The organism is Lutibacter sp. A64, from assembly GCF_022429565.1.
GTDB lineage: Bacteria > Bacteroidota > Bacteroidia > Flavobacteriales > Flavobacteriaceae > Lutibacter.
The window spans coordinates 814,328-839,988 of sequence record NZ_CP092487.1 but is presented as its reverse complement, the minus strand read 5'-3'; the positions used below and the strand labels follow the sequence as shown (position 1 = coordinate 839,988).

Sequence of the window (25,661 nt, the reverse complement as noted above, 5' to 3'; positions counted from 1 at the left end):
AACTAATCTCCTAATTGTTTAATTTTAAATTTATCTAATTCTGCAGCTGTATGTTCATTTTTCATAATAGTTTCAATTTTAGATACTATTTCAGGATATTTTAATGCAACATCTGTAGTTTCTGATGGATCATTTTTTAAATTGTATAATTCTAAGGTCTTATTTCCTTTAAATATTTTTTTTCTTACAGCTTTCCACTCTCCCATTCTTACAGCTTGTTGCCCTTTTTGAGCAGGAAATTCCCAATATAAAAATTCATGATTTTCTTGATTATCTTTTCCTAATAAAGTTGGTAAAAAACTAATACCATCAATATCATTTGGTACTTCAGTATTTACAAGCTCACCAAGTGTTGGCATTACGTCCCAAAAAGCAGAAATATGATTAGTTTTACTTCCTGCTTTAATTTTTCCAGGCCAACTTGCAATCATTGGTACACGTATTCCTCCTTCATAAGTAAAACCTTTAGTATGTCCATAATTATTATTAAAAGGTCCAGCACTATTAAAAAATTGAGCATCTACACCACCTAAATAACTAGGACCATTATCGCTTGTAAAAACTACTATGGTATTTTCATATAAATTTAACTCTTTTAATTTAGCTATAATTTCTCCAACTTGATCATCTAAATAAGAAATCATTCCTGCATAAGCTGCATGTGGATATCTATGAGGAAAGTAGCCTTTATCACCTAAATAAGGCGATTCATCTCCAAACAACTCAACATATTTCTCTACATATTTATGTGGAACTTGCAAAGGTAAATGAGGTAAAGGAGTAGCATAATACATAAAAAATGGTTGTTCTTTATTTTCTTCAATAAAATTTAATACTTCTGTTTGCATTTTAGCTGGCGCATAATCTACTTGTTCGTACTTACTATAACTTGCAATATCCATTGGATCTACACCTTTATCTAATTTTGTTCCTGGAACTACTAAATTATTATTTAACCATTCTCTTTCTTCATTTTTCCATAAATGTTTTGGATATAGTTGATGTGCTTGTCTTTGGCAGTTATACCCATAAAAAAAATCGAATCCACTTTTTGTTGGTATTCCTTCTGTTAACGGAGCTCCTAATCCCCATTTTCCAATAATTGCTGTTTTATAACCTGCCTTTTGCATCACTTTTCCAATTGTTTCGGTAGTATTTAAAATTGGACGTTGACCTTCTAAATTTGGATCATTTATTGCTGCTTCAAAATTCCAAACATCTCCCCTTTCATCCCATTCATCGTTTCCTCTAATTCTTGCATGTCCTGCATGTTTTCCAGTCATTAACATATATCTAGAAGGAGCACAAACAGGAGCTCCAGAATAATGTTGCTTAAATAACATTCCAGAATTTGCTAACGCATCAATATTTGGCGTTTTAATTTTTTCTTGACCATAAACACCTAATTCTCCATACCCCAAATCATCGGCTAATATGTAAATTACATTTGGTTTTGTTGCATTTGGTTTTGTAGATACTTCTTTACAAGCACTTAAGTTTACTAATAAAACTAATAGTAAGGCTATTCTTCTGAATTCTAATTTCATATTATGAAGCATTAAAAATATTAATAGTATAAAAGTACTAAAATATTTAATAAACGTATTAAATACAATTATTAATATTTTATATTTAAATCGTTCGTTCTAATTTTAGCTAGTTTAGTATTTAATTTACGTTTCATTTTTTTTACAACACGTCTATATTTTGGGTTTTCTGCTAAATTTGTAAATTGTTGTGGATCATTTTTCATATCAAAAAGTTCTATTCCTGCTGTTGCATCTTCATTGTATTGAATGTATGCCCATTTTTTTGTCCTAATCAAAAGAGTTTTTCCACCTTGACTTACTGAAAAAGCCATATTTCTTACTTTTTTCTTCGAATTAGAAAGTAACGGTGTTAAATCTTTTCCTTGAATGTGTTTTGAAACTTTTAATCCAGCTAACGATGCTAAGGTTGGATATAGATCCAATAATTCAGTAAAAGAATTACAAACAGCAGGCTCTTCTCCTGGGACTTTAATAATCATTGGAACTCTTACAGATTCTTCGTGTAAACTAACTTTCATCCAAAAATCATGTTCCCCTAAATGAAATCCGTGATCTGAAGTAAAAACAACAATAGTATTTTCTTCTAAGCCTTCATCTTTTAAAGCTTTTAAAACTTTTCCAACCTGTGCATCCATATAAGAAACACTTGCATAATATGCTGCTATTGCTTTCTTCTCTTGCTCTAAACTCATTTGAGCATTTTTACTATTAACATAATTAATTCCTCGTTTTGGAATATCATTCCAATCTCCATCTATTTTTTTAGGAACTTTTATTTCTTCAAAAGGATAAGGTTTAAAGTAGTTTTTTGGAGCTACAAAAGGCACATGAGGCCTAACAAAACCTACAGCTAAAAAGAAAGGTTCATGTTTATGTTTTTTAATAAGTTCTATTGCCTTTTTAGCGGTTTTACCATCAGAATGTACAAAATCATCTCCAACTGCTTTAACAATAGTCATAACATTTCCTCCTTTTCTTTCTAGCGTTCCATCAGGATTACCTTGTATTAATTCAGCTTCACCTTTAGCTTTCCATTCTGGACCTTGACTATTAAAACGTTCTGTCCATGAAGCCTCATCATCTTGTCCATTTGAACCTGTTTCAATATCAATTGGAACACCCATATGGTAAATTTTACTTACTCTAGCAGTATAATATCCATTATTTTTAAATAACTGAGGTAAAGTATTTCTAGAATCTCCAATATTTTCTCTTCCACTTACATAACCATACGTTTTAATTGCACTTGGATAATAGCCTGTTAACAATGAAGCTCTTGAAGGCCCACATACTGGATATTGGCTATAAGTTTTTGTAAATCGTGTACCTTGAGAAGCGAGCTTATCTATATTAGGTGTTTTACAAACATTTTTTTCATAAGAAGAAACCGCAGTTGTTGTTAAATCATCTGAAATAATAAATAGCACATTAGGCTTTTTCTTTTGTTGTGAAAAAATAAGTGAAGTAAATAAACTAAAAATTAAAAAATATTGGAATTTCATATAATATATATTAGCACTCTAAATATACTATAATTCAAATTTCTTTTAATTTAATTTAGACGAATAACAGTTTATAGCATTTAAACTTTAAACAATGACTTTCTTTAAATCTATTTTTTTCTGCGTTATTACAATCAATTTTTTTAATAAAATTGAAACAATTAAAGCTATCACAAACAAACCAGCAAAAACAGCTAATGTAATATCTAAAGATCCTGTGCTTTTTTTAATTACATCATAGATTGTTGGTCCCACAATTCCTGCAATTGCCCAAGCAGATAAAACTCTACCATTAATAACACCTAAATCTTTTGTCCCAAATAAATCACCAACAATTGCAGGTAAAATAGCATAACCAGCTCCGTACATTGTAATTACGGTAAATAATACTGCTAAAAACATCCATTCAGAATCTATTTTTGGAAGAAAATAAAAAGCGAAAATTTGAAAAACAAAAAATAATATAAATATATTTATTCTTCCCAAATAATCTGATAAACTCGACCAAAATAGACGTCCTAAACCATTAAAAACACCTATAAAACCAACTATAGCAGCAGCTTCAATTGGTGTATAATTTAATTTTTCTTGCATCATAGGACTTGCAGCTGCAATTAAAGAAATACCACAGGCAATATTAATAAACATCATAATCCATAAATAATAAAAAGACGTTGTTTTTAAAGCTTCTTTTGAGCTTATAGTCGCTAAATCTTTTTGTACGTTATTTCCTTTTCCAGGTATAAAACCCTCAGGTAAATATCCATCTGGTGGAGTTGATAAATAACTTGCAGAAACTAAAATAAGTATCATATAAATGATACCTAGAATATAAAAAGTATTAGCTACACCAACATTTTCAAACAATTTTTGCATAATAGGACCAAAAATTAAAGCTGCAAAACCAAAACCCATAATTGCCATACCAGTAGCTAACCCTCTTCTATCTGGAAACCATTTTATTAGTGTACTTACTGGTGCAATATATCCTAGACCTAAACCAATTCCACCAATAACACCATAACATATAAAAAACAACGATAATGAAGTAATTTGAACAGCTAATCCAGCACCAATAATACCTATACCATAAAATATACCTGCTATTATACCACTTTTTTTAGGTCCCATTTTCTCTACCCATTTACCCAAAAATGTTGTTGTTAAACCTAAAAACAATATAGCTAATTTAAAAGCCCATTTTATATCACCTCCTTCAACTTCAAAAATATTTTTTACTGGGTTTGTCATTACTGAATAGGCATATACAGAACCTATAGATATATGAATTCCAATTGCAGATAATGCGATTAACCAACGGTTTTTTAATTTTTGTTTCATGCTATATTATTTACTTTTATAAAGAATTCTAGTTAATTTTTACTTCTTTAAAATATTCTTTTAAAATTTTTGAAGCATTTTCTAATTCCTCCGGTGTATTTTCTCTCGCTTCTTCTAATTGATACTCCCAACCTAAAGCTTTCCATTTGTGAATACCTAATTTATGATAAGGTTGAATCTCAATTTTTTCTATGGTTTTATACTTTTTAAAGTGTTTACCCAAGGCATGTAATAATTCTGGTTTATTAGTTATTTCAGGAATTAAAACATAGCGTAACCACATGTTTTTGCCTGAAGCCTCTCTATATGCAGCAAACTTAAATGTTGTTTCTTTATTGCGCATTCCAGTTAATGCAACATAGCCTTCTTCAGTCATATGTTTTATATCTAGCATTACCAAATCGGCATAATTATCTAACAATTCTTTTGTGAAATGATTTAAAATTCTTCCGTTAGTATCTATATTAGTGTGGATTTTTTCTTCTTTTAATCTTTTAAAAAACGGAATTAATTGTTTTGCTTGCAATAAAGGTTCTCCTCCAGAAACTGTTACTCCTCCAGTTTTACCAAAATAAGGCTTCATTTTTATGGCCATAGCAACCAAATCTTCAATGTTATATTCCATACCTCCAGAAGTTTGAATGGTATCTGGATTATGACAATACAAACATTTAAGTTTACAACCTTGTAAAAAAATAACCAATCTTATTCCGGGACCGTCATGCGTTCCAAAAGATTCTATTGAATGTACTTTTAATATTTCCTCAGTTGTTTTGATAAAGCAAAAGTTTAAAAATTAAGCATCAAAAAATATTTATTCTGATGCTTAATTATATTCATATTTTTAATATTAGCTACATAGATTCGTGAAAAGAACGTGTAATAACCTCTTGTTGTTGTTCTTTTGTTAAACGTACAAAATTTACTGCATAACCAGAAACACGAATTGTTAACTGTGGGTATTCTTCTGGTCGTTCCATAGCATCTAATAATGTTTCTTTATTTAATACATTAACATTTAAATGTTGTGCATTTCTAGAAAAATAACCATCTAAGGTAGTTACTAAATTATTAATTCTATCTTCTTCGTTTGCTCCTAAAGATTTTGGAACAATTGAAAATGTATTAGAAATTCCGTCTTGAGAATCTTTATAATTAATTTTAGCTACAGAATTTAATGAAGCTATTGCGCCATTTTTATCTCTACCGTGCATTGGATTTGCTCCTGGAGCAAAAGCAACACCATAAGCTCTACCATCTGGTGTAGCTCCCGTTTTTTTACCATAAGAAACATTTGAAGTAATTGTTAATACAGACATTGTAGGTTCTGCATTTTTATATACTGGTAATTGTTTCAATTCATTATTAAAATCAGCTACAGCTTGTGTTGCAAGTGCATCTACTCTATCATCATCATTACCATAGCAAGGAAATTCTCCTTCAATTTTAAAATCTACAGTTAAACCTTCTTCATTTCTAATAGGTTTTACTTTTGCATATTTTATGGCTGATAAAGAATCTGCAACAATTGATAAACCAGCAATACCATATGCTATATTTATTGATGGATTTGTATCAATTAAAGCCATTTGTGCTTTTTCATAATAATATTTATCGTGCATATAATGAATAATATTCATAGAATCGTTGTATACACGTGCAACTTCTTTCATTGCAATTTTAAAATTAGCCATTACAGTATCAAAGTCTAAATACTCGTCAGTATAAGCTGGTATTCCATCAACAACTTGTGTTCCTGTAAACTCACATCTACCACCATTTATAGCTAATAATAATGTTTTAGCTAAATTGGTTCTAGCTCCAAAAAATTGAATAGATTTTCCTAATTCTTGATAAGAAACACAGCAGGCAATACCATAATCATCAGACCCACGGTTTTCACGCATTAAGTTATCATTTTCAAACTGAATTGATGAAGTATCAATTGATACTTTTGCACAGTAATCTTTAAAATTTTGAGGTAAACTATAAGACCAAAGAATTGTAATATTTGGCTCTGGTGATGGTCCTAAGTTATACAATGTATTTAAAAAACGGAATGATGTTTTAGTTACTTTAGTTCTTCCATCAGAAAACATACCTCCAATAGCTTCTGTTACCCAAGTTGGATCACCTGCGAAAATTTCGTCGTAAGCAGCCATACGTAAATGACGTACCATTCTTAACTTCATAACAAATTGATCTATATACTCTTGAGCTTCAACTTCAGAAATTAACCCTTTTTGTAAATCATTCTCAATATATACATCTAAAAATGTAGAAACATTTCCTAAAGACATTGCAGCACCATCTTGTTCTTTTACGGCTGCTAAATATCCCATATATGTCCATTGAACGGCTTCTTGAGCATTTACAGCTGCACGAGATAAGTCTAAACCATATGTTTTTCCTAAGGCTATCATTTCACTTAAAGCCCTTATCTGTTCAGCTACTTCTTCTCTTAAACGAATTACGCTATCTGTCATTGGTCCTTTTATTGAAGCCAAATCAGCTTTTTTAGACGCAATTAAAAAGTCTATACCATATAATGCAATTCTACGATAATCACCAATAATTCTTCCTCGTGCATAATTATCAGGTAAACCTGTTAAAAACCCTAATGAACGGAATTTTTTAATTTCAGCAGTATACGCATCAAAAACACCATCGTTATGTGTTTTAACATATTTAGAAAATAAGTTAGTTAATGTTTTGTTTGGTTCTACTCCATGTTCAGATAATGCCTTTTGTACAACTTTAAAACCTCCAAAAGGTTTCATTGTTCTTTTTAATAATTGATCTGTTTGCAAACCAACAATTACTTCGTTCTCTTTATCTATATACCCAGCTTCAAATGCAGCTATAGTAGAAATAGTTTCTGTATCTAAAGAACGTACTCCATTGTTTTTTCTTTCTTCTAATGTTGCTTTTTTACAAATTTCCCATAATTTTTCAGTTTTTGAACTTGGTCCAACTAAAAATTCATGTGTACCATAATAAGGTGTTACATTATTTAATACAAAATCCCTAACATTAACTGTTTTATTCCAAATTCCACTTTTAAAATCGATTTCTGTCATTTTTTTATTGTTTAAAAAACTTTAAAATATTTGCTTAATTCTCATTACAAATTTAAGTCTAAAAGCCATAAAAAACACCCTATTTAAGACTAAATAGACTTTTATTTTTCACTTATTTACTAAAACGATTGAAGTATATAGCTAGAGAAATGTTTTTAAAAATGCAATAAAAAGTTTAGGTATTAAAATATCAATTTAATACATTTTCAAGTTAATTTAAGATATATTAATTTTATCTAAAATACACTAAAAAGGCTTAAAAAAGACATTTATTTAAAATATTATAAAAAAAACACTCGTTAAAAAGATAAATATGTAAAAAAAGAATATTTTTTGAGCTTAAATATTTAGTATCGTTAAATTAACTAAAATTCATAATTTGCAAAATCAGTTTTTAATTTATATTTTGCATTAACCAACTTGTCTTTTTAATATAATGACTCAAACAGCTACTAGATTATTTGATTTTGCATACTTGCAATTAAAATACAATCAACAAGAAAAATTATTTAACACAAAAGTTAATAATTCTTGGGTTGCAACATCAACTTTAGAATACTTAGAACTTGCAAATAAAATTAGTAGAGCATTATTAAGGTTAGGTGTTAAACCTGGGGATAAAATTGCCGTAGTTACCTCCACAAATAGAATTGAATGGAACATTTTAGATATTGCAGTTTTACAAATTGGAGCCATAAATGTACCGTTATACCCTACAATTTCATCTAAAGACTATGCGTATATCATCAATCATTCAGATGCTGTTTATTGCTTTGTCTCCGATGAATATTTAGCAAAAAAAGTATCTAAAATAAAAGACCAAACACAGTTAAAAGACATTTACTCTTTTGATACATTAAAAAATATATTATCTTGGAAATCCTTATTAAAATTAGGTGAAGACACTTCAAATCAAAAAAATGTAAATTCTCTTAAAAACAAAGTCGACAAAAAAGACTTAGCAACTATTATTTATACGTCTGGAACAACAGGAATACCAAAAGGAGTTATGCTAAGTCATCAAAATATTGTAGAAAACACCTATGTCAGCTCTAAAGCTTTAGCCTTAGATGCAAAAACATATAAAGTTTTAAGTTATTTACCTGTTTGTCATATTTTTGAACGTTTTGCGCTTTATTACTACCAATTAATGGGTTTTGAAATTTATTTTGCAGAATCTATAGATAAATTAGGTGATAATTTGCGAGAAGTTAAACCACATTTTATACCTGTTGTTCCTCGTTTATTAGAAAAAATTTACGATAAAATTGTAGACAAAGGAAGCAACCTTACTGGTATTAAAAAACTATTATTCTTTTGGGCTTTAGACCTTGCAAAAAACTATCAACCATATAATAAAAATGGCTGGTGGTATCATTTTCAACTAAAAGTTGCAAACAAAATAATTTTTAATAAATGGCGAGAAGCTTTAGGCGGAAACATTAAATTTTTAGTTTCAGGAAGTGCTCCTCTTCAACCAAAATTAATTCAAGTATTTACTGCAGCAAATATTCCAGTTTTTGAAGGTTATGGAATGACAGAAACTTCACCTGGAATTTCTATAAACGATTTTAGAAATAAAAGCTTTAAAATAGGTACAGTTGGCAAAGCTCTAGAAGCTATAGAAATTAAAATAGCAACCGATGGTGAAATATTGGTAAAAGGAAGTAATGTTATGCTAGGGTATTACAAAAACGAAGATCTTACTAAAAAAACTATCATAAATAATTATTTACATACCGGCGATATTGGAGAACTAGACAATGAAGGTTTTTTAAAAATTACCGATAGAAAAAAAGAAATGTTTAAAACTTCTGGAGGTAAATACATTGCCCCTGCTGTACTAGAAAACAAATTAAAAGAATCTCGTTTTATAGAACAAATAATGGTTATTGGTGAAGGTAAAAAAATGGCCGCAGCAATAATACAACCTCATTTTGAATTTTTAAATGAATGGTTGAAACGAAAAAAAATTAAAACTGACGCTTCTTTAAATGCATTAATAACCAATAAAAAAGTAATAAAACGCATTCAAAAAGAAATTGACCAAGCAAACAAAAAATTTGGTCAATGGGAACAAATAAAAGTTTTTGAATTAACTTCAGAAGTTTGGAGTATAGAAAACGGATTACTAACCCCAACAATGAAAATAAAAAGAAATGCTATTAAAAATAAATACCAAAAATTAATTGATAAAATATATTTAACAACAAAGTAGCCTACTTAGTAACTTCTGTTCTTGTAAAATTATTTAATATTTTATACTTTGCAACGCTACATAAAACCAAACATACATGTCTAAACACATAACTAAATTATTTGAGTTTGCATACCACCAACTTGAAACTTATAAATTACCAAATGCTTTCAATACCAAATATAATGGTGAATGGAAGGCTACTTCTTCACAAGAATTTATTAATAAAGGAAACACTCTTAGCCGTGGATTACTTAAATTAGGAGTAAAACCAGGAGATAAAATAGCTGTTATTTCTTCTAATAATAGAACAGAGTGGAATCTTTTAGATTTTGCTTTACTACAAATAGGCGCTATAAATGTTCCTATTTACCCAACAATATCTGAAGAAGATTATTTATACATTTTTAACCACGCAGAAGTTTCTTACTGCTTTTTATCTGATAAAGATTTATATAAAAAAGCCAAAAGTATTGGAAAAGAAGTGCCATCTTTAAAAGAAATATATTCATTTGATACATTAAAAAAGTGTAAAAATTGGAATGAAATTATAGAATTAGGGAAAGATGAAAGCTTACAGGCTGAAGTAGATAAAATAAAAGAAGAAGTAAAAACAGATGATTTAGCTACAATTATTTATACATCTGGAACAACAGGAAAACCAAAAGGTGTTATGTTATCTCATAAAAACATAGTAACAAATGTTTTAGATAGTGTACCTAGACTTCCTTTAGAATTTGGAAAAATTACAGCCTTAAGTTTTTTACCTGTCTGCCATGTATTTGAACGAATGTTACATTATTTATACCAATACACAGGAACTTCAATCTATTTTGCAGAAGGGATGGATACAATAGTAGATAATCTTAAAGAGGTGAAACCGCATTTTATGACCGTTGTTCCACGTTTATTAGAAAAAGTATATGATAGCATTATTAATAAAGGTTCAGAATTAAAAGGAATTAAAAAATTACTGTTCTTTTGGGCTGTAGATTTAGCCCTTAAATATGAACCATACAACGCAAATGGCTGGTGGTACGAACAAAAATTAAAAATAGCAAACAAATTAATTTTTAGCAAATGGCGTGAAGCTTTAGGTGGAAGAATGGCAACTATGGTATCTGGTAGTGCAGCACTTCAACCAAGACTTTCAAGAGTATTTGCAGCAGCACAAATGCCTGTAATGGAAGGTTATGGATTAACAGAAACATCTCCTGTAATCTCTGTTAATATGATTAATGGCAATATGTTTAGAATTGGAACTATTGGAAAAACAATAGACAATGTAACTGTAAAAATAGCTGAAGATGGTGAAATCTTAGTAAAAGGTCCAAATGTAATGCAAGGTTATTATAAAGACCCTGAACGTACTGCAAGTGTTATGACTGGTGAGTATTTTCATACTGGTGATAAAGGAGAATTTGATAAAGATGGGTTTTTATCTATTACAGGACGTAAAAAAGAAATATTTAAAACCTCTGGTGGAAAATACGTAGCCCCTGCCCTTCTAGAAAATGAAATGAAACAATCTCGTTTTATAGAACAAATATTAGTTGTAGGTGAAGGTCAAAAAATGCCTGGAGCTATTGTACAACCTAACTTTGAATTTATTAGAGATTGGGCACGTATTCATCAAGAACAAGTTTCAGAAGACAATCAAGAATTAATAGATAACCCAAAAGTAATTAAACGTATTAGCAAAGAAATTAAAAAAGGAAATAAAAACTTTGCAAAATGGGAAACTATTAAACGTTTCGAATTAACACCAGATGTTTGGAGTATTGAAAACAACCTGCTTACTCCTACAATGAAACCTAAACGAAACGAAATTTTAAAGAAATACACTCATTTATATAATAAAATATATGAAAATAACCCTAAATAAAGGGCAACGGTAAGCTACACTAAGCTAATTAATTAAAAGTTATAAAAAATACAATGGCATTTTTCAACAAGAATATTATGTGTTTTTTATAACTTTTTTCTGCTTTTTAAGTTAAAAAACACTTTAGTTTATCTATTTTTGTAAAACAACTAAATTATAATTAATGGAACAATTTATAGTATCAGCTCGTAAATATAGACCTCAAACATTTGAGGATGTAATTGGGCAAAAAGCGATTACAAACACGCTAGAAAACGCTATAAAAAATAACCATTTAGCACAAGCACTTTTATTTACAGGCCCTCGTGGTGTTGGTAAAACAACCTGTGCTAGAATTTTAGCTAAAAAAATTAATGAAAATGCAGGCGAAACTAGCGAAGATGACTTTGCATTTAATATTTTTGAATTAGATGCAGCTTCAAATAACTCTGTTGATGATATTAGAAGCTTAACCGATCAAGTTAGAATTCCACCACAAACCGGAAAATATAAAGTTTATATTATAGATGAGGTTCACATGCTTTCTCAAGCTGCATTTAATGCTTTTCTAAAAACATTAGAAGAACCGCCAGCACATGCTATTTTTATTTTAGCAACAACAGAAAAACATAAAATAATACCTACTATTCTATCTAGATGTCAAATATTTGATTTTAAAAGAATCGGAGTTTTAGACGCTAAAGAATATTTAATTAAAATTGCTGCTCAAGAAAATATTAATGCCGAAGATGATGCGCTTCATATAATTGCTCAAAAAGCAGATGGAGCTATGAGAGATGCTTTATCTATTTTTGATAGAGTTGTAAGTTTTTCAGGAAAAGAATTAACAAGAAAAGCAGTTACTGAAAATTTAAATGTTTTAGATTATGATGAATATTTTATAACCACAGATTTGCTGCTAGAAAATAAAATACCAGAAGTTTTAGTTCATTATAACACTATTTTATCTAAAGGTTTTGAAGGCCATCATTTTATTAGTGGTTTAGCTTCTCATTTTAGAGATTTACTAGTTGCTAAAGATAAAATTACCTTAGAATTATTAGAAGTTGGAGACAATGCTAAAAAGAAATATTTAGCACAGGCACAAAAAAGTGATCTGCGTTTTTTATTACAAGCTATTGACTTGGCAAACAACTGCGATTTAAAATATAAAAGCAGTAAAAATCAACGGTTGTTAGTAGAACTTACTTTAATGCAATTAGCCTCTATCACTTTTGATAGAGAAAAAAAAAATAACAAACCTTACATAATTGCAGCTATTCATTTTGAAAGTAAAGTAAAAAGACGCACGTTTTCAAAACAAATTCCTACGTACCAAAAACAAGTAAATAACGTAGAAAAAGCTCCAATAATTTCTAAAACTGAGGTTCCTGTTAAGAAAAAAATAGTAAAGCCAATAATAGAAACAACTAGAAGACGCTCTGCCCTATCTTTAACAAGTATTAACCGTAAAAAAGAATTAGAAAAAATAGAAGTTGAATACGATGAAGTTGAAGGTTTACCAACAGATAGTTTTTCAGAAGGTGAAGCTGTTTTAGCTTGGAAAAAATATGCAGAATTACTTTTAAGTAAAGGAAAAAAAAGTCTAACTGCGGTTATGAATACCAACAAACCATATTTAAAAGATTCAAATCTACATTTTAATTTACCAAATCATTTAATGAAAGACCAATTAGAAAAAGGTAAATATCCTCTTTTAAAATTTATACGAGAAAAATTAAATAATTTTAAAGTAGATTTAATTTTACATGTTAATGAAGAGGAAACTAAAAAGTTTGCATACACACCTCAAGAAAAATATGAAAAGTTAAAAGAAAAAAATGATGCGTTAGCGTTACTAAAAAAAACATTCGATTTAGATTTATAATTTCAAACAATAAAAATTAATTTATCATGATGCTTGGTCTACAATTTGAAACAGGAACTTCTTGGGCAGAAATTGCTAAAAACGATTTACGACAAATATTAACCGATCACGCCTATGCAGAACAAAAAGCATCGGCAAATGCCACTTCACTTATTATAAATTATTCTGAAGAAACCGAATTGGTTCAAGAAATGGCTTTAATTGCTATTGAAGAATTAGAGCACTTTAAAATGGTGCATGATATAATGGTAAAACGTGGTATGACATTAGGTAGAGCACAAAAAAACGACTATGCAATGCATTTGCAAAACTACTTTCCAAAAACAAAAGATCGTTTAGAAAGTCTAATTCAACGTTTACTAATTGCAGCTTTAATTGAAGCAAGAAGTTGCGAACGTTTTAAAGTTTTTTCTGAGAATATGAAAGATGAAGAACTGTCTAAATTTTATTACGACTTAATGGTTTCAGAAGCAAACCATTATGTTACTTTTTTAAATTTTGCTAGAAAATATCAAGACAGAAAAATTGTAGATGAAAAATGGAAAGGACTTGTTGCCTATGAAGCTGAATTTATGAAAAAAAGAGGTGTTAAAGCAAAAGTACACGGGTAATGTTTAGCAAAGAAGAATCTGCACAATTAAGAAAAGAATTTTGGACTAGTTTTGGAAAATCATTTCCTAGAAAATGGTTATTGTATAGAACCAAAATTAAAGATTTCGGGTTTAAATTTGTTGCAGACAAAAAACAAGCACTTGTTTGTTTAGACATTGAATCTTTTGATAGAACTAAAAATGAATTACTTTTTGATCAAGTTATAGAATTAAAAGACATTTTAATAGAAGATTATTTACCTGATGTAATTTTTGATGAAGTTTACCTTTTAGAAAGCGGAAAAGTAATTCATAGAATTTATGTAAAATACAATGGCGAATTTAATATTCATAACAAAAATACCTGGCAAAATGTATATTATTTTTTTAATGAAGCTATGCACCAATTTGAAGAATTTTATGAATATTATGAAGACTTTATAAAAAGAGCAATCTACTAGCTATTAGTTACTATTTGCTATTTTTTTTATAGTTAACACACATATTTTCACTCTCTTTATTCAATTTATATTTTCTCTTTCATCTTTTCTCCTCCATCTTTAAAGAAAACCTTATTTTTGCAATTATGAATGCAATTAAAAACGATACTATTATTGCTTTAGCAACTTCATCTGGAGTTGGAGCTATTGCTGTTATTAGACTTTCTGGTGAAAAATCTATTGAAATTGTAAACAAGCACTTTAAATCAAAATTTGGAAATAAAGACTTAAACAATGTAAAATCTCATACAATTCATTTAGGAAATATTATAGATAATAAACGCATTATAGATGAAGTTTTAATATCTGTTTTTAAAAACCCAAACAGTTATACTGGAGAAAATGTAGTTGAAATAAATTGTCATGGTTCTGTATATATTCAACAAGAAATTATACAATTATTTATAAAAAGTGGCGTTAGAAATGCCGATGCCGGAGAATTTACACTCCGCGCCTTTTTAAATGGTAAAATGGATTTAAGTCAAGCTGAAGCTGTAGCTGATTTAATTGCTTCAAATTCTGCAGCCTCTCACCAGGTAGCTTTACAACAAATGCGTGGCGGATTTAGTTCAGAAATTGAAAAACTACGTCAACAATTACTAAATTTTGCCAGTTTAATTGAATTGGAATTAGATTTTGCAGAAGAAGATGTTGAATTTGCTGACAGAACTGAATTCTCTAATCTAATCAATCAAATTAGTGCCGTTTTAAAACAACTAATAGATTCTTTTGCCTTAGGAAATGTATTAAAAAACGGAATACCAATAGCCATTGTTGGAGAGCCAAATGTAGGAAAGTCTACTTTATTAAATGCTCTTTTAAATGAAGAAAAAGCAATAGTTAGTCATATTGCCGGAACAACAAGAGATGCTATAGAAGATGAAATTAATATTGAAGGTATAGCTTATCGATTTATAGATACTGCAGGTATAAGAACTACAGAAGATTATGTTGAAAACATAGGAATTACAAAAACATTCTCAACTATAGAAAAAGCTCAGTTAGTTTTACAATTAATAGATGCTTCTAATATAGAAACATTACAACAAAATATTTCAGAATTAGAGCAAAAATACCCTTCAAAAAAGATTTTAACAATTGTAAATAAATCAGATTTATTAAGTGAAGCACAAATAACTACACTAAAAAACACCTACGAAAGTCTAATCATTTTATCCGCAAAAAATAAAATAGGTATTCATAAACTTACCACAACTTTAACTCAATTAGTAAACAAAGGAGCCTTAAGTAATAATGAAACAATTGTTAGTAATTCTAGACATTTTGAAGCACTAAACAATGCGTATTTGTCTATAAAAGAAGTTCAAAAAGGAATTGAAAATAATATAAGTACCGATTTATTTGCAATTGATATTCGTCAAGCATTATTTCATTTAGGAGAAATCACCGGAGAAGTCACTACAGAAGATTTATTGGGTAATATTTTCGCCAACTTCTGTATCGGAAAGTAATTATCTTTCTTTTTGTTTTATAACTACTTGTTTTTGTTAATTTTATAAGTGGACTTGCAACAAAACATTGGACAATTAATTGCGAGATTTAAGCGGCTACATTTTGATTATACATTTCTGTTTCAAATTCATTAATAGTTTTATAACCTAAAGTTGAGTGTATCCTTCTTTTATTATACCAAGTTTCTATCCAACTAAAGATTGATAGTTCTGCCTGAGATCTATAATTGTATTTGTGTTTATAAACCCATTCTGTTTTTAAGCTTTTGAAAAAGGATTCTGCAACCGCATTATCCCAACAATTCCCTTTTCTACTCATAGATTGTATTACTAGCCCCTTGTAATTTTTAATAATATCTGTAAAACGACTATTAGCATACTGAACTCCCTTGTCAGAATGAAAAATGAGTTCTTCTTTAATTACAGTCGATTTAACAGCCATATTCCAAGCAGAGATTATAGTGTCTTTAGTTGTTAAATTATCACTCATAGACCACCCAATTATTTTTCTGTTAAACAAATCTATAACGACCGTTAAATACATCCATCCTTGTTTAGTTTCTATATAAGTGATATCCGACACCCATACTTGATTTTTTCTAGAGACTTCAAAGTTTTGATTTAAAATATTTGCTGCTACAGAATATTTATGATTGCTATCTGTAGTTACTTTAAATTTTCGTATTCTTCTAGCAAATAACCCGTTAACCCTCATAATTCTAGCTACTCTTGGTTTAGAAATATAATGACCTAGCTTTTCTAATGCGGCTTTTATTCTTGGAGCTCCATAGCTTTCAAAACTATCATTAAAGATAGTAACAATCATTGCTGACAGCTTCTGATTATATAACCAAAGATCTGACGCCTTAGCCTTTAACCAATTATAATAACCGCTAGTACTTACTTTTAATACTTTACACATCTTCTCAACTGAAAATTTAAATTTATGGTGTTTTATAAACCTGAATTTCTCTTGTCGCTCTTGGAGAAGATGCTCACCGCCTTTTTTAATATCTCATTTTCTTCTGAAACATCTTTTAACTGACGCTTTAATAACGCTAGTTCTTTTTGCTCATCTGTTAATTTTGGCTTCCCTCGACCTGGAAAACTGTTCTTCCCATAATCTTGTGACTCACGCCGCCAACGATGTAATACCGAATATGGGATATCCAATTCCTCACATATTTGCTTAACACTACCTCGTGCATAGCTTAATTCTAAGGCCTTTTGTTTAAATGATGTACTGTAATTTCTGTGTTGTCTTTTCATAATTCAAAGTTAATTTAAGTAACTCTAAATCTCGCATCTTTATGTCCAGTCTAATGTAGTAATTCCAAGATATCGAATTACAAAAAGAAGTAATACTATTACAAGTAAAAATAAAGAGCAATACATTATGCAGGCAGTTAATACGGGAACTATTAATCTAAATCAAATTAGTTACGAAATTAGCAACGAGTGCAGTTTAAGTGCTATTGATGTAAAATTTGTTTTAATGGCTTTAGGAGGAAAATTAAAACAACACCTTGAAGAAGGGCAAATTGTAGATTTAGAAAATATTGGAAAATTTAAAATAGGTTTTAAATGCAAAGCTAATGAAGATCCTAAAAAATTAACTCCTAAACGCAGTATTCTAAAATACCATTTAAATTTTCAGCCTTGTATTGAACTTAAACGTTGGCTTAAACAAGGTATTAAAACCTATAAAGAAGGGAGCAGAAGTAGATAAAATAATAATAACTCATGCTAATTGTTTTATCCCATGGGGTAAATGTCTAAGAAGTTCCTGAATATAGCGTATATCAATACCATTTTCTAATAAGTGTGTCGCATAGCTATGTCGTAAAATATGTGGTGTTACACGTTTTGTAATATTTGCATTTATACACGAACGTTTTAAAAAAGCACGTACACTTTCAACACTATACTTAGTTCCTGGTTTTCCTTCTACAAAATAATGCTGGGGTTCGTAACTGTTAAAGTAATTGAGTAATAACGGAATAAAACTTTCTGCCAAAAAAATATTTCTATCTCTACGACCTTTACTGTTTTTACTATAATTTGACGTCTATCAATATCAATATAGCTTAAATCTAAATTAATCAACTCACTTATAGCAAACCAGCCGAATAAATCATTGCTATAACAGCCCTATGCTTTAAGTTTTTTGTACATCTAAGCAAATCAATAATTTCTTCCTTAGATAAAACAGTGGGTAATATTTTACTTTTTTTGGGACGATCTAACTCTATAGATTCTATTTTACATTCTGGATAAAAATTATTAAATAATTTAATTGCACTAATAAACTGACGTTGCGAACTAATACTGTATTTTCTAGGCACAAAAACTTCTTCTATAAAAAGTTCAACATCTCTATTTGATATCTCAGAAATAGCTTTAGCTTGTATATAATTAATAAAGTCTGCTATAAATGTAAAATAGGTTTTAACAGTACTTTCGCTATATCTTTTACCTTTTAAATATTTTATATAATTACTAATAAGTAATTTATTTTTATCTGAAAGCTTTCGGTCTTTATAATATTTTAATTGTTTAGTATTAAAACTTTCTTTATCAAAAGTATATTTAAGGTAAGGTATAATTTCTTTTTTTACGATCTTTAAATTTTCATCAGTATAATTGCAATACCAACCTTTTAAGGTTTTACTCCATTTAAAAAAATGTTTTTTACGTAAAAGGTTAATTATTTTGTCATCATATTTAAATGTAAAAAGTAAAACAGGTTTTTTTCTGTGAATTACTTTTTTTAAAATAACTGTAGTAAATGAAATGTGATTTTTATTCATAGCATTTCAAATATATTAAATTTTAATTAAAAACTAAAATATAACTATTTAAAATACAACTTCTTAAAACTACACTTCTCCCCTACACTACTAAAAATAAATAGGCTATAATTATAAAAACACAGTCAAATTATTCTAAAATCTGACTTGTATGCTGTTTTGTTTTTACTTTTGAAATTATATCTTCTAAAATTCCATTTTCATCAATAACAAATGTAGTTCTATGTATTCCATCATATTCTCTTCCCATAAACTTTTTTGGTCCCCAAACACCAAAAGCATTAATTACAGTTTTATCTTCGTCTGCCAATAACGGAAAAGGAAGTTCATTTTTATTAATAAAATTTTGTTGACGTTTTGCAGAATCGGCACTTACACCTAAAACATCATATCCTTTAGCTAAAAAAGATTGATAATTATCTCTTAAATTACAGGCTTCCATTGTACAACCTGGTGTACTTGCTTTTGGGTAAAAAAATAATACTAACTTTTTCCCTGCGTAATCTGCTAATTTAATGGTATTTCCTTGCTGATCTAATGCTTCAAAATTTGGTGCTTTATCACCTACTTTTAATGTTGTCATTTATAATTGGTTTTAAAATTGAAAGTTAAAAAGTTATTAGTACAATTAAAACTTTTTTAAGAATTATCTCTGTAAATTTTAAGAAACTTTGTACTTTTATTTTTTACAATAACTAAATAATGACAAAAAAAGAAAAAATTCAATTTGTAATTGATACTCTTGAAGAATTATATCCAAAAGTTCCAATTCCTTTAGACCATAAAGATCCGTATACGCTACTAATTGCAGTTTTAATGTCTGCCCAAAGCACAGATATTGGAGTTAATAAAATTACACCTATTTTATTTGCAAAAGCTGATAATCCGTACGATATGGTAAAACTCACGGTAGAAGAAATACGAGAAATTATAAAACCTGTTGGATTATCTCCTATGAAATCTAAAGGCATTTATGGATTATCTAAAATATTGATAGAAAAACACCAAGGAAAAGTTCCTCAAAATTATAAAGATTTAGAAGAATTACCAGCTGTAGGTCATAAAACTGCAAGCGTTGTTATGAGTCAAGCCTTTGGGTTCCCTGCATTTCCCGTAGACACTCACATTCACAGATTATTATATCGTTGGGGTATATCAAATGGAAAAAATGTTGAACAAAGTGAAAAAGATGCCAAACGTTTATTCCCTAAAGAATTATGGAACAAGCTTCATTTACAAATTATATTTTATGGTAGAGAATATTCTCCTGCTAGAGGCTGGGATATTGAGAAGGATATAATTACTAAAACCATTGGTAGAAAATCTATTTTAAATAAAATAAAAAATGGCTAAAAAAGGAAGCGCAAAAAATACAAAGAACAAAGCTTTACATTCAAAATTAATGAACCAGAAAAAAAATAAATTAAAAGCTTCTAAAATAGCCAACAAAGAACGCTTAAAAGCCATTGTTAGAAAATCTCAAGAAAGTGAATAAATGTTTTTTTACGGAAAAAATTTAGTTATTAAGTTAATTTTTTAAATTATGAATAACCCGTTATGCATTTTAATTATTTATTTGTGTATACGCGTCAGCTCGAGTGATTTTTGGTAAAAATCGTATTGATAACCATTATAATTCTATAAAAACACCATTCTCGATACTAATTTTAAGCCTAAGAAGGCCCTTTTTTCATAATTTAAGTTAAAAATAAAGAAGCAATATTTTATTATTTAAGTAAAAAAATTAACCTACCTTCATACTTAAAATAAATAGCAATTTTAATATTTATTTATTTATTTTAAATTTAATGTCTAAAACCACACAAAATGTCTAAAGGTCAAGATGCAAAAAAAAATGTAAAAAAAGAGCCGCTTAAAACTACTAAAGAAAAAAAAGCTGCAAAAAAGGCTAAAAAAGCAAAGTACGATTAATTTAAAACACTAAAAAGCCCATTTTTGGTTAAAAAATGGGCTTAAAGAACATTAATTCAAATGTAATTCAATATAGTTGTTTTTGTTGGTTTTAATTACTCTTATTTGTTTAGAGTAACTCAGCAAATATTGAATTATTTCAGGTTTTGGTTGTTCCATAATTGGAATCTTTTCAGAGTAAAGTTTCATCATATATAACTTATTTATAGTTTAATAACGATGAAATTTTACATTTAGTATTAATTAACCAAAACAATATTGTGTTTTTCAATTAATTTTCTCAAGTTAATTAAAGCGTAACGCATTCTTCCAAGTGCAGTATTTATACTTACATCAGTATTTTCTGCAATTTCTTTAAAGCTCATGTCTTTATACATACGCATAACTAAAACTTCTTTTTGATCATCGGGCAATTCAACAATTAAACCTCTAATATCGTCTAAAATTTGATCTTTTATAAGTTGTTTTTCTACATTTAAAACTTCATCACTTATTACAGTAAAAATATCAAACTCGTCGGTATTTTTAAATGTTGGAATTCTTTTATTTCTTCTAAAATGATCAATTACTAAATTATGAGCTATACGCATAACCCATGGTAAAAACTTACCTTCTTCATTATATTTACCTCTTTTTAAGGTATTTATAACTTTAATAAAAGTATCTTGAAAAATATCTTCTGCAATTTCTCTATCGAGTACTTTAGACAATATAAAACTAAAAATTCGCTGTTTATGACGAACAATTAAAGTTTCTAAAGACTTTTCATTACCATTTATATAGTCGTTAACTAAAACGCTATCGGATATAACTTTACTTTGCATAATAAAAATACATTTAAGTGGGGTTTAATTAATTTGTATTTGATTTAAAAAGTAATTGTGTTATATAGGCGCTCTTTTTTTAGAATTAATAATCAAATATGCAGTATTTTTTTAACATTTACAAGTAAAATTTAAATTTACTACATATATTTTTTAAATTATGTTTTGCAATGCTATTAAAATTCTCATTTATTGTAATTATCTTTGTTTTTTAATTTTTCTGAAGTAATATGACCAAAAACCTTGCCGAATTAAACCCAAAAGAAAATATTCTAATAAAAGGAGCCTCTCTTCATAACTTAAAAAATATTGATGTTGCAATTCCTAGAAATAAATTGGTTGTAATTACAGGACTTTCTGGTTCTGGAAAATCTAGTTTAGCATTCGATACTTTATTTGCAGAAGGACAACGTAGATACGTTGAAAGCTTGTCATCGTACGCACGTCAGTTTTTAGGCAGATTAAACAAACCTAAAGTAGATTATATAAAAGGTATTGCTCCAGCTATTGCTATTGAACAAAAAGTAAACTCCACAAATCCTAGATCTACCGTTGGAACCTCAACAGAAATTTACGATTATTTAAAACTTTTGTTTGCTAGAATTGGTAAAACCTACTCTCCTATTTCTGGAAATGAAGTAAAAAAACACACCGTTAGCAACGTAATTAATCATATAAAAAAAACACCCTTAAAAACAAAATTATTACTGCTTGCTCCTGTACAAATACCAGAAGAAAGAAGTGTTCTTCAAACATTAAAAATACTTGCTCAACAAGGCTATGCAAGAATAAAATATAAAAATAAAATTCTTAGAATTGAAACTATTACAGAAGAAATTGATCGTGATTTTTATCTAGTAATAGACAGAATAATAGTAAAGGATGATGAAGATTTTTACAACCGTTTAGGCGATGCTATTCAAACTGCTTTTTTTGAAGGAAAAGGAGCTTGTATTATTCAAAATTTAGAAACCAAAAACGAAACCTTATTCAATAATAAATTTGAATTAGATGGTCTTCAATTTTTAGAACCAAATACACATTTATTCAGTTTTAACAATCCTTATGGAGCCTGCCCAACTTGCGAAGGTTATGGTAATGTTATTGGAGTTGATGAAGATTTAGTAATTCCAAATACAGCACTCTCTATTTATGAAGATGCTATACTTCCTTGGAAAACAGATACATTTAGCCATTATAAAAACGACTTAATATCACACGCATATAAATTTGATATTCCAATTCATAAACCTTGGTTCGAACTAACCGAAGCTCAAAAAGCACTTATTTGGGATGGTAATAAATACTTTAACGGATTAACACATTTTTTTAAGCATTTAGAAGAAAAAAGTTACAAAATTCAATACCGAGTAATGCTTTCTCGCTACCGAGGAAAAACTAAATGTACTACTTGTAAAGGTAAAAGGTTAAGAGAAGAAACCAATTATGTAAAAATTAATTCTAAAAGTATTAACCAATTAGTTGACGTACCTTTAAATGAATTAGCAACATTCTTTAAAAACCTAAAACTTGATGTTTATGAAGAAAAAATAGCGAAACGTTTATTGGTTGAAATCAATAACAGGTTGCAATTTTTAAATGATGTAGGCTTAAATTATTTAACTTTAAACAGAACTTCAAACACTCTATCTGGCGGTGAAAGTCAACGTATTAACTTAGCAACTTCTCTTGGTAGTAGTTTGGTTGGTTCTATGTATATTTTAGATGAACCTAGTATAGGTTTACATCCAAAAGATACCGAACGTTTAATAAAAGTACTAAAAGATTTACGCAATTTAGGCAATACAGTTATTGTGGTTGAACACGATGAAGATATTATGAAGGCTGCCGATTTAATTATAGATATTGGCCCAGAAGCAGGAACTTTTGGTGGAGAAATTGTTGCTGAAGGTACTTATAAAGAAATACTAAAATCCAACTCTTTAACGGCTCACTATTTAAATAACACACAGCAAATTGAAGTTCCAAAAACAAGAAGAACTTCAAAAAATGCAGTTACTGTAATTGGAGCAAGAGAAAATAATTTAAAAAATATCAATGTTACTTTTCCATTGAATTGCCTAACCGTAATTACAGGTGTTTCTGGAAGTGGTAAAAGCACCTTGGTTAGTAAAATTTTGTTTCCAGCCATTCAAAAGAAAATTGGCGGTTACGGCGAAAAGGTTGGTCAGTTTACCGAAATTACAGGCAATTTTAAATCCATTGAACATATAGAATTTATCAACCAAAACCCAATTGGCCGTTCAAGCAGATCAAATCCTGTTACTTACATAAAAGCCTATGACGATATTAGAGCGTTATTTGCTTCAGAAAAATTATCGAAAATAAGAAACTACCAACCAAAACATTTTTCTTTTAATGTTGAAGGCGGACGTTGCGAAGTTTGTAAAGGAGAAGGTGAAGTAACCGTAGAAATGCAATTTATGGCAGATGTGCATTTAGAGTGTGAAGCTTGCAAAGGAATGCGTTTTAAAAAAGAAATTTTAGAAGTTAAATTTTATAAAAAAAATATAAATGATATTTTAAATAGCACTATAGACGATGCTATTTCCTTTTTTAAAGAACATAACGAAACTAAAATTGTAAAAAAATTACAACCTCTACAAGATGTAGGTTTGGGTTATGTAACATTAGGACAGTCTTCTTCAACACTTTCTGGTGGTGAAGCACAACGTATTAAATTAGCTTCATTTTTAGTTAAAGGCACGCGACAAAGTAAATCGTTATTTATTTTTGATGAACCTACAACTGGTTTGCACTTTCACGACATTAAAAAATTATTGAAATCGTTTAATGCTTTAATTAAAAATGGACATTCTATAATTGTAATTGAGCATAATATAGACTTAATTAAATGTGCCGATTATATTATAGATTTAGGAAAAGAAGGTGGTAAAAATGGAGGTTCTCTCCTATTTCAAGGTACACCAGAAGCACTAATTAAATGTAAAGGTTCTTTAACAGCACCTTATTTAGCCGAAAAGTTAAACGTATAAATTAATAATTTTCAATAAAATAAAAGCCTGCCTTTTGTTGGATTTTAAATATTACCAGCACATAACATACTTATGCCTACATTGGCAAATTTTATAGTATTCTATAAAGAGTTACGCATTTAGGCTTTAATACTATTTAGCTAATACAATTTTGATTCTGGTATTTTTAATCCTACTCTTCTTCTTTTTGTTCAGAATTTTCTAAGGTGGTTATTTTACTTTTTGCAAGTACAAAATCTGGAAATAAGTTTACAGCACGCATAAAACTTAATTTAGCTTCTTTTTCTTTTTCTAGGTTTAGTAAAATAATTCCTTCTAAATAAGCAATAGCAGCTTTTAAATCAACACTTTGGTTGTAGTTTTTATTTACTTGAAAGGTTACTTGAATTTTACCTGTATCTTCTAATAAATCTGCTTTTTTAATAGATTTATAAGCATCTATATATTTTTTAGATGCTAATTGCAAACCAGCTAGTTTATATGCGTGGTAATTATTTTTAGTTCTAGAAAGTAAATCTGTATAAACTTCAATAGCTTTATCTAAAGCTCCCATATTTTCAACAGAAATAGCATTCATTTCTAACAATTCAACATTGTCTGGTTTGTATTTTAAAATATCGTTGGTAACTAAAAAACTAGAGACATATTTAGCATTATTAAAATACATATAAGCCAAGCTATCTTTATAAGTGCTTTCTGCACCTTCCATAGCAATAATAGAATACATTGCAGAAGCAGCAGCTTCTTTATCATTATAACTTAAAGCTAATTTTATTTTTTGTTGTTGTAACTCTAAATTACTTGTAGTTTGTGCTAAAATTGAAGTTGTTACAAATAGTACAGCAATAAATATATAATTTTTCATTTTAATAATTTAATTTTTTAGTTTGTAAAACTATTAAAATAATTGTGATCTAGTATAAGATTTGTAGAAAAAAGTAAGTTTATAAACAAAAAAAGGTCTGTAAAACAGACCTTTTATTTTGGGTGGAAGACCGGTTTCGAACCGGCGACCTCCGGAACCACAATCCGGCGCTCTAACCAGCTGAGCTACAACCACCATTTATTCGCGGATGCAAATGTAAAACATTGTA

General features: G+C 28.8%; 20 protein-coding genes, 1 tRNA gene and 1 pseudogene. 10 read left to right on the top strand and 12 right to left on the bottom strand.

Translation table 11 applies throughout. The annotated features are described in order from the left end of the window. Nucleotides 1-2 precede the first annotated feature (2 nt). The 5 genes from MKD41_RS03340 to pflB all read right to left on the bottom strand — a co-directional run bounded on the left by MKD41_RS03340 (nt 3) and on the right by pflB (nt 7,473). Complete coding sequence (locus MKD41_RS03340) at nt 3-1,547, bottom strand: arylsulfatase (protein WP_240244028.1); 1,545 nt, start codon at nt 1,545-1,547, stop codon at nt 3-5. Between the two features lie 71 nt (nt 1,548-1,618). Beyond that, nucleotides 1,619-3,052, bottom strand: coding sequence for a sulfatase (locus MKD41_RS03335; RefSeq protein ID WP_240244027.1), 1,434 nt, complete (start codon nt 3,050-3,052; stop codon nt 1,619-1,621). Between the two features lie 87 nt (nt 3,053-3,139). Next, complete coding sequence (locus MKD41_RS03330) at nt 3,140-4,393, bottom strand: L-lactate MFS transporter (RefSeq protein ID WP_240244026.1); 1,254 nt, start codon at nt 4,391-4,393, stop codon at nt 3,140-3,142. Nucleotides 4,394-4,421: 28 nt separating this feature from the next. After that, nucleotides 4,422-5,135, bottom strand: coding sequence for a pyruvate formate-lyase-activating protein (gene pflA, locus MKD41_RS03325; protein WP_256451678.1), 714 nt, complete (start codon nt 5,133-5,135; stop codon nt 4,422-4,424). 112 nt (nt 5,136-5,247) lie between these two features. Then, a complete protein-coding gene (gene pflB, locus MKD41_RS03320) occupies nt 5,248-7,473 on the bottom strand; it encodes a formate C-acetyltransferase (protein ID WP_240244024.1) in 2,226 nt (741 codons plus the stop codon). 436 nt (nt 7,474-7,909) lie between these two features. Here pflB and MKD41_RS03315 point away from each other — a divergent pair, with 436 nt between their 5' ends. From MKD41_RS03315 to mnmE, 6 genes are all read left to right on the top strand, one after another. Continuing rightward, a complete protein-coding gene (locus MKD41_RS03315; RefSeq protein ID WP_240244023.1) occupies nt 7,910-9,691 on the top strand; it encodes an AMP-dependent synthetase/ligase in 1,782 nt (593 codons plus the stop codon). A gap of 76 nt (nt 9,692-9,767) precedes the next feature. Beyond that, a complete protein-coding gene (locus MKD41_RS03310) occupies nt 9,768-11,555 on the top strand; it encodes an AMP-dependent synthetase/ligase (protein WP_240244022.1) in 1,788 nt (595 codons plus the stop codon). A 163-nt stretch (nt 11,556-11,718) separates the two neighbouring features. Further along, the gene (dnaX, locus tag MKD41_RS03305) at nt 11,719-13,422 is read left to right on the top strand and encodes a DNA polymerase III subunit gamma/tau (protein WP_240244021.1); all 1,704 of its coding nucleotides are present in this window, start codon (nt 11,719-11,721) and stop codon (nt 13,420-13,422) included. A gap of 29 nt (nt 13,423-13,451) precedes the next feature. Continuing rightward, nucleotides 13,452-14,033, top strand: coding sequence for a tRNA-(ms[2]io[6]A)-hydroxylase (locus MKD41_RS03300; protein ID WP_240244997.1), 582 nt, complete (start codon nt 13,452-13,454; stop codon nt 14,031-14,033). Continuing rightward, nucleotides 14,033-14,473: a DUF4268 domain-containing protein gene (locus tag MKD41_RS03295; protein WP_240244020.1), complete on the top strand. Its 441-nt coding sequence runs from the start codon at nt 14,033-14,035 to the stop codon at nt 14,471-14,473. Before MKD41_RS03300 ends, MKD41_RS03295 begins: the two co-directional genes overlap by 1 nt. A 125-nt stretch (nt 14,474-14,598) precedes the next feature. Further along, a complete protein-coding gene (mnmE, locus tag MKD41_RS03290; protein ID WP_240244019.1) occupies nt 14,599-15,984 on the top strand; it encodes a tRNA uridine-5-carboxymethylaminomethyl(34) synthesis GTPase MnmE in 1,386 nt (461 codons plus the stop codon). A gap of 88 nt (nt 15,985-16,072) precedes the next feature. Here the strand turns inward: mnmE and MKD41_RS03285 are convergent. Beyond that, a protein-coding gene (locus MKD41_RS03285) for an IS3 family transposase (RefSeq protein WP_240244018.1) occupies nt 16,073-17,253 on the bottom strand; the annotation gives its coding sequence in 2 pieces (ribosomal slippage) (nt 16,073-16,995 and nt 16,995-17,253; 1,182 coding nt in all). A 28-nt stretch (nt 17,254-17,281) separates the two neighbouring features. Between MKD41_RS03285 and MKD41_RS03280 the strand changes: the two genes are divergently transcribed. Beyond that, the gene (locus MKD41_RS03280; RefSeq protein ID WP_256451677.1) at nt 17,282-17,713 is read left to right on the top strand and encodes a DNA-binding protein; all 432 of its coding nucleotides are present in this window, start codon (nt 17,282-17,284) and stop codon (nt 17,711-17,713) included. A 12-nt stretch (nt 17,714-17,725) separates the two neighbouring features. Here the strand turns inward: MKD41_RS03280 and MKD41_RS03275 are convergent. The 3 genes and pseudogenes from MKD41_RS03275 to bcp form a co-directional block, all read right to left on the bottom strand. Beyond that, nucleotides 17,726-18,022: pseudogene (locus tag MKD41_RS03275) on the bottom strand (tyrosine-type recombinase/integrase); the annotation flags it as partial. A 73-nt stretch (nt 18,023-18,095) separates the two neighbouring features. Continuing rightward, the gene (locus MKD41_RS03270) at nt 18,096-18,794 is read right to left on the bottom strand and encodes a site-specific integrase (protein ID WP_240244016.1); all 699 of its coding nucleotides are present in this window, start codon (nt 18,792-18,794) and stop codon (nt 18,096-18,098) included. Between the two features lie 130 nt (nt 18,795-18,924). Next, a complete protein-coding gene (gene bcp, locus MKD41_RS03265; RefSeq protein WP_240244015.1) occupies nt 18,925-19,377 on the bottom strand; it encodes a thioredoxin-dependent thiol peroxidase in 453 nt (150 codons plus the stop codon). 119 nt (nt 19,378-19,496) lie between these two features. Between bcp and MKD41_RS03260 the strand changes: the two genes are divergently transcribed. Next, nucleotides 19,497-20,147 carry an endonuclease III domain-containing protein gene (locus tag MKD41_RS03260; RefSeq protein ID WP_240244014.1) on the top strand — a complete coding sequence of 217 codons (651 nt, stop codon included), beginning with the start codon at nt 19,497-19,499 and terminating at the stop codon, nt 20,145-20,147. Further along, nucleotides 20,140-20,289 carry a hypothetical protein gene (locus MKD41_RS03255; protein ID WP_240244013.1) on the top strand — a complete coding sequence of 50 codons (150 nt, stop codon included), beginning with the start codon at nt 20,140-20,142 and terminating at the stop codon, nt 20,287-20,289. The genes MKD41_RS03260 and MKD41_RS03255 overlap by 8 nt, the downstream gene beginning before the upstream one ends. Before the next feature lie 676 nt (nt 20,290-20,965). On the opposite strand, the gene MKD41_RS03250 is transcribed toward MKD41_RS03255, so the two are convergent. Next, nucleotides 20,966-21,550: an RNA polymerase sigma factor gene (locus tag MKD41_RS03250; RefSeq protein ID WP_240244012.1), complete on the bottom strand. Its 585-nt coding sequence runs from the start codon at nt 21,548-21,550 to the stop codon at nt 20,966-20,968. A 230-nt stretch (nt 21,551-21,780) separates the two neighbouring features. Between MKD41_RS03250 and uvrA the strand changes: the two genes are divergently transcribed. Then, nucleotides 21,781-24,567, top strand: coding sequence for an excinuclease ABC subunit UvrA (uvrA, locus tag MKD41_RS03245; protein ID WP_240244011.1), 2,787 nt, complete (start codon nt 21,781-21,783; stop codon nt 24,565-24,567). A gap of 172 nt (nt 24,568-24,739) precedes the next feature. On the opposite strand, the gene MKD41_RS03240 is transcribed toward uvrA, so the two are convergent. Continuing rightward, nucleotides 24,740-25,432 carry a hypothetical protein gene (locus MKD41_RS03240; protein WP_240244010.1) on the bottom strand — a complete coding sequence of 231 codons (693 nt, stop codon included), beginning with the start codon at nt 25,430-25,432 and terminating at the stop codon, nt 24,740-24,742. A 120-nt stretch (nt 25,433-25,552) separates the two neighbouring features. Next, nucleotides 25,553-25,628, bottom strand: a tRNA-His gene (locus tag MKD41_RS03235). Nucleotides 25,629-25,661: the final 33 nt, after the last annotated feature.

Excerpts from the sequence above, each read along its gene's own strand:
- MKD41_RS03340 (WP_240244028.1), bottom strand. The coding sequence starts at position 1,547 with ATGAAATTAGAATTCAGAAGAATAGCCTTACTATTAGTTTTATTAGTA.
- MKD41_RS03335 (WP_240244027.1), bottom strand. The coding sequence starts at position 3,052 with ATGAAATTCCAATATTTTTTAATTTTTAGTTTATTTACTTCACTTATT.
- MKD41_RS03330 (WP_240244026.1), bottom strand. The coding sequence starts at position 4,393 with ATGAAACAAAAATTAAAAAACCGTTGGTTAATCGCATTATCTGCAATT.
- pflB (WP_240244024.1), bottom strand. The coding sequence starts at position 7,473 with ATGACAGAAATCGATTTTAAAAGTGGAATTTGGAATAAAACAGTTAAT.
- MKD41_RS03315 (WP_240244023.1), top strand. The coding sequence starts at position 7,910 with ATGACTCAAACAGCTACTAGATTATTTGATTTTGCATACTTGCAATTA.
- MKD41_RS03310 (WP_240244022.1), top strand. The coding sequence starts at position 9,768 with ATGTCTAAACACATAACTAAATTATTTGAGTTTGCATACCACCAACTT.
- dnaX (WP_240244021.1), top strand. The coding sequence starts at position 11,719 with ATGGAACAATTTATAGTATCAGCTCGTAAATATAGACCTCAAACATTT.
- MKD41_RS03300 (WP_240244997.1), top strand. The coding sequence starts at position 13,452 with ATGCTTGGTCTACAATTTGAAACAGGAACTTCTTGGGCAGAAATTGCT.
- MKD41_RS03295 (WP_240244020.1), top strand. The coding sequence starts at position 14,033 with ATGTTTAGCAAAGAAGAATCTGCACAATTAAGAAAAGAATTTTGGACT.
- mnmE (WP_240244019.1), top strand. The coding sequence starts at position 14,599 with ATGAATGCAATTAAAAACGATACTATTATTGCTTTAGCAACTTCATCT.
- MKD41_RS03270 (WP_240244016.1), bottom strand. The coding sequence starts at position 18,794 with ATGAATAAAAATCACATTTCATTTACTACAGTTATTTTAAAAAAAGTA.
- bcp (WP_240244015.1), bottom strand. The coding sequence starts at position 19,377 with ATGACAACATTAAAAGTAGGTGATAAAGCACCAAATTTTGAAGCATTA.
- MKD41_RS03260 (WP_240244014.1), top strand. The coding sequence starts at position 19,497 with ATGACAAAAAAAGAAAAAATTCAATTTGTAATTGATACTCTTGAAGAA.
- MKD41_RS03255 (WP_240244013.1), top strand. The coding sequence starts at position 20,140 with ATGGCTAAAAAAGGAAGCGCAAAAAATACAAAGAACAAAGCTTTACAT.
- MKD41_RS03250 (WP_240244012.1), bottom strand. The coding sequence starts at position 21,550 with ATGCAAAGTAAAGTTATATCCGATAGCGTTTTAGTTAACGACTATATA.
- uvrA (WP_240244011.1), top strand. The coding sequence starts at position 21,781 with ATGACCAAAAACCTTGCCGAATTAAACCCAAAAGAAAATATTCTAATA.
- MKD41_RS03240 (WP_240244010.1), bottom strand. The coding sequence starts at position 25,432 with ATGAAAAATTATATATTTATTGCTGTACTATTTGTAACAACTTCAATT.